This window comes from Halobacillus sp. BBL2006 (assembly GCF_000786645.1).
Classification (GTDB): Bacteria; Bacillota; Bacilli; order Bacillales; family Halobacillaceae; genus Halobacillus.
On record NZ_JRNX01000167.1, the window covers coordinates 1 to 4,500 of the forward strand.

General features: G+C 41.8%; 4 protein-coding genes and 1 pseudogene. 4 read left to right on the forward strand and 1 reads right to left on the reverse strand.

What is annotated here, in order from left to right; translation table 11 throughout:
• Positions 1-239, reverse strand: a pseudogene (locus LD39_RS05995) (hypothetical protein); the annotation flags it as partial.
• Positions 240-399: 160 nt separating this feature from the next.
• Between LD39_RS05995 and LD39_RS06000 the strand changes: the two are divergent.
• From LD39_RS06000 to LD39_RS06015, 4 genes are all read left to right on the forward strand, one after another.
• Entirely contained in the window at positions 400-2,400 is a 2,001-nt protein-coding gene (locus LD39_RS06000) for a sigma-54-dependent Fis family transcriptional regulator (protein ID WP_052158749.1), read from the forward strand.
• A gap of 93 nt (positions 2,401-2,493) precedes the next feature.
• Positions 2,494-3,132: a hypothetical protein gene (locus LD39_RS06005; RefSeq protein ID WP_035543972.1), complete on the forward strand. Its 639-nt coding sequence runs from the start codon at positions 2,494-2,496 to the stop codon at positions 3,130-3,132.
• A gap of 111 nt (positions 3,133-3,243) precedes the next feature.
• Complete coding sequence (locus tag LD39_RS06010; RefSeq protein WP_035543974.1) at positions 3,244-3,435, forward strand: hypothetical protein; 192 nt, start codon at positions 3,244-3,246, stop codon at positions 3,433-3,435.
• A 22-nt stretch (positions 3,436-3,457) separates the two neighbouring features.
• The gene (locus LD39_RS06015; RefSeq protein ID WP_035543976.1) at positions 3,458-4,447 is read left to right on the forward strand and encodes an acryloyl-CoA reductase; all 990 of its coding nucleotides are present in this window, start codon (positions 3,458-3,460) and stop codon (positions 4,445-4,447) included.
• The last annotated feature ends 53 nt before the right edge of the window (positions 4,448-4,500 follow it).

Sequence of the window (4,500 nt, forward strand, 5' to 3'; positions counted from 1 at the left end):
CCTCCGCCGGGTTCGAATAAACTTGTGCCTTGTCTTGCCCCTTCCTCAGCTGTGGTAAAACTTTCTGGTATTAATACCGTCCGCGATTCCTCTGCACCTGAATGTTCATACGTCACTTCCTTTGTTTCGAACATCCCAGCTGGAATCAGATAAGTTAAGACGGCAGCAAATAATACAACGAAGAAAATGATGACATACGTATGCGGCATTTGAATGCCTTTGTTCTTTTTCTCTTTCATCTTACTCCTCCTAAAAATTATTTCCTCACCCTTATATACATGCAAGAAGCATGCCAACATAAAATTCTGAATATTCTAGCGTTGTTTAGATAAAAAGAGTTAAAAAGGTTCTTATTGGGTGTTATAATTAATACCGATTAAAAACCAAAGGATGAATCACATGGACAATCATTTGACCTTAATAACCGGAACCCCTGAAACAAGAGATACCCTACATAAACAATTGAACGAAATTTTAGGAGAATTTATACAAATTGAAAGCTATGCCGTCGATGAGTCTATCCCTAAACAAGTTTCAGACGAGCTGGTCATCTTTTCATCTTACCTCGTCGAAGCTGAAGCCTCCCATCTTGTAAGTAAAGATTGTAAGCAAATGACCGCAAAGCGAACGATCAATTACCAGCACATTAACCGTTTATTTGAAATTGACAGCGGAACAGAAGTCTTATGCGTCAATGATGCTCCGCAAATGTCTAAAGAAACGATCGAAACGTTGAAAAAAATCGGAATGAATCACCTTATCTATACTCCTTATTCCCCTGAAAAAAAAGCAGCCCCCTATATAAAAACCGCTATCACACCAGGCGAAGCAAGATTTGTGCCAAGATCAGTCGATTATGTCATTGATATCGGCGTACGCCTCATCGATATCACGACATTGATCGAAATTCTTGAACACTTTCAGTTAAAAGATAAATTGGGCTGGACGATCTCAAACCGATATACAGGAAAAATCATCGAACTCAGTCAGAGGTTAGCAGAGGTAAACCGTCAAACCGAGCTGTTAAACCAACACCTTCAACAAGTCGTAGACGGGGTAAATGATGGTGTAATGGCCATTGACCGGCACAAAAGAGTTACCGTTTTCAATCCATTCATTGAAGAATATAGTGGTCTATCTCGCATACACGCATTAGGTAAAACCCTACCTCAACTGTTCAAAGACTCTAACATACTTTCTTTCATGACTTCTCCCCAAGAAGAAGGAGAGTATTTTACTATGAATGGCTACAATCTCATGATTTACCGCATTCAATGGGAAGAGAGCGAGAACGTCCTGTTTATTTTTAAGAATACAGATGAAACCATCACAATGGAAAAAGCAGCGAGGAAACAGTTAATGAAAACCGGCTACATGTCCAAATACAGCTTCGACGATATCATCGGAAAAAGCCCAGAGATCCTCCACACCAAGAAAATAGCTAGTAAATTAGCAAAAACAGAGCTTCCCGTTCTCATTCAGGGAGAGAGCGGCACTGGCAAGGAACTTTTCGCCCACTCCATCCATAATCAGTCCAACCGTGTGCTTGAGCCATTTCTTGCAGTCAATTTCAGTGCACTTCCTGAAGATCTATTGGAAAGTGAACTGTTCGGCTACGAAGAAGGGGCGTTTACAGGAGCAAAAAAAGGAGGAAAAAAAGGCTTGTTTGAGCAGGCGGATGGGGGCACAATCTTTCTAGATGAAATCGGCGACAGCAGTTTAAAACTCCAAGCACGTCTATTGAGAGTCATCCAGGAGATGGAGTTAAGGAAAATCGGCGGCACGAAGACAATACCAATTAACGTCCGTATTATCGCAGCTACGAACAAAGATCTGCTTGAATTAATCAAAGAAGGCAAGTTCAGAGAAGATTTATATCACCGGTTAAAAGTACTGTTTTTACCGATTCCTCCTCTAAGAAACAGAAAGGAGGACATACCATTACTGGTCAAACAATTTTCGATAGAGAATAACATTCCTGATGAAAAGTGGGATCCCAAGCTATTGGATACTCTCAAAAACTTTGATTGGTTTGGAAACATCCGTGAATTGAAAAATACCGTCTCCTATTTATCCATTGTGGCTGATCATGACCTGATCACCACTCAAGACCTCCCTGGTAAAGACTATTTTCAAGCGCAAAAGGCAGAACCTGAAAGCATCATAGATCATCAATTGAATAAACAAGTGCTAACGGCTGTAAAATCATTGAACGAGTCGTCCACCAATGCAAGCCGCAAAAAAATATCTGATCTTCTGTCGGACCAGAGAGACCCGTTGACAGAACAACAAGTTCGAAGAGTCTTAGAAAGCTTGAAAACATCTGGTTATGTTACGATCCGTCGTGGACGCGCAGGCACACAGATTACCCGCGAAGGGGTTCAATACTTACAAAAATAGTTTTATCTGAATACAGCCGTCTCCCCTGTCAGATTCTAGGTCAAATGATATAATAAGAGTAGATTTTGTCAGGTTTAGGAGGAGAATTGGGTCATGAAGCTTTTGGAGCGTAAACCTAGCAAAACACTTTATGAAATCTTCATGATTACGCTCGCTGGTCTATCCATCGCTACGATTTGGCAGAACACTGGATTCAACAGCCTGATCGTGTGGGGAACCTGGAGTATCTTTTTCCTCGACTTTGTATATAGACTCTTTAAAAGTGATAACAAGTGGGAATTCATTAAGAAAAATCCGTTTATCGTTATCGCCGCCATTCCACTTGACGCCATCTTCCAGTTCGCTCGAGTGGCGCGTATTCTCCACCTGCTCAGACTAAAGTCGATCACGAAATATTACACAATGCCCTTCATCCGTTTTTTAAAAAAGCAGCACTTACTGACCGTTTCTGGGATTACATTTTTTCTCGTATTTCTATTGATCATCCCATTGAACCTTCTTGAAAATGAACTGCATACGTATAGCGAAGCATGGGTAAGCGCCATCCTCGCTCTAACTTTCTTCGGACGCTCAGGATTTGAACCGGAAACCGCCACAGGTCATACAATTATCGTCATCTTCACCATTCTAGGTGTCATCATCCACGGGTTGATCATTAGTACAGCCTTCGATTTCCTTCTAAAATCATCTTTTGTAAAATCACTCAAGAACAAGCTTGAAAACCATAAATGAAATCGCTCCTCGTAGGGGCGTTTTTTTATTTTCTTCACGCGAAACTCCTAGTTTAAAATTTCCATAAAAAAGGAATCGTAACCGAGAGCATCATTCACAGGAGGTGAAACTGTGGCCGACAAAAAACATCAACGTAAACAGAAAGATAATCAAAGCTTTGAAGAAAAATTCAAAAAAGAACAACTGATGGATGAAATCCCCAATGAAGATGTAAAAAAAGAAGAACGTGAACAAGAAAAAGGCAGTAAATCAAAAAATGATTCCTCTACAGAGGAAAAATACGACGAAGATTTACGACCATAAATCACTAAAGAGGTGCTTTACTATGACATCCTTTCAAGCATTTAAAATCATGAAAACCGATGATTCGATCTCATCAAGTATAGAAATGTTATCCCAAAAGGACCTGCCATCTAGTGAAGTCCTTATCCGCGTGCATTATTCAAGCGTCAATTTCAAAGATGGAATGGTCTCTCAACCCAATAACGCACTCGTGAAGGAATATCCAATCATCCCTGGAATCGATCTTGCCGGCGAAGTCGTCGAATCAAAAGATTCAAGATTTAAAGAAGGCGACCGCGTCATAGCCACCAGCTATGAGATCGGGGTCAATCACCACGGGGGATACAGTGAATATGCAAGCATTCCAGCTGACTGGATCGTCCCTCTGCCAGACGGACTTACGCTTGAACAGTCCATGGTATTAGGTACGGCTGGTTTCACAGCAGCTTTATCTGTGCACAGACTGGAACAAAACGGACTGAAACCAGAGGACGGACCTGTCCTGGTCACTGGAGCAACTGGTGGCGTAGGAAGTATAGCCGTAGCGTTACTGGCGAAACGAGGGTACACCATAGAGGCGAGCACCGGAAGCCTTGAACATAAATCGTACTTAAAAGAACTAGGTGCAAAAAGGGTTATTTCCCGTGAAGACGTATATGATGGTGATCTCAAGCCGTTATCCAGTCAAAAATGGGCAGCTGCTGTAGACCCTGTCGGCGGAGAACAACTCGCTTCCATCTTAGGAAAACTTCACTATAACGGTGCTGCCGCTGTAAGTGGATTGACCGGAGGAACGAAAGTCCCTGCACAGGTTTATCCGTTCATTCTCAGGGGAATAAGCCTTATTGGCATCGATTCTGTCTATTGTCCAATGGAAACAAGGAAGAAAGTCTGGCATCGGTTAGCCAACGATTTAAAAATCAAAGACGCATTGGATCAAATGAAAACAACGATTTCATTAGAAGAACTCCCGAACACGTTAGAACAGATTCTTGCCGGGCAAACACGCGGGCGAACGATTGTACAGTTGTAAATGTCGTATGGTAGTTTAGGAATCAGAACATGTAGTTGACAATAGCAAGAGCC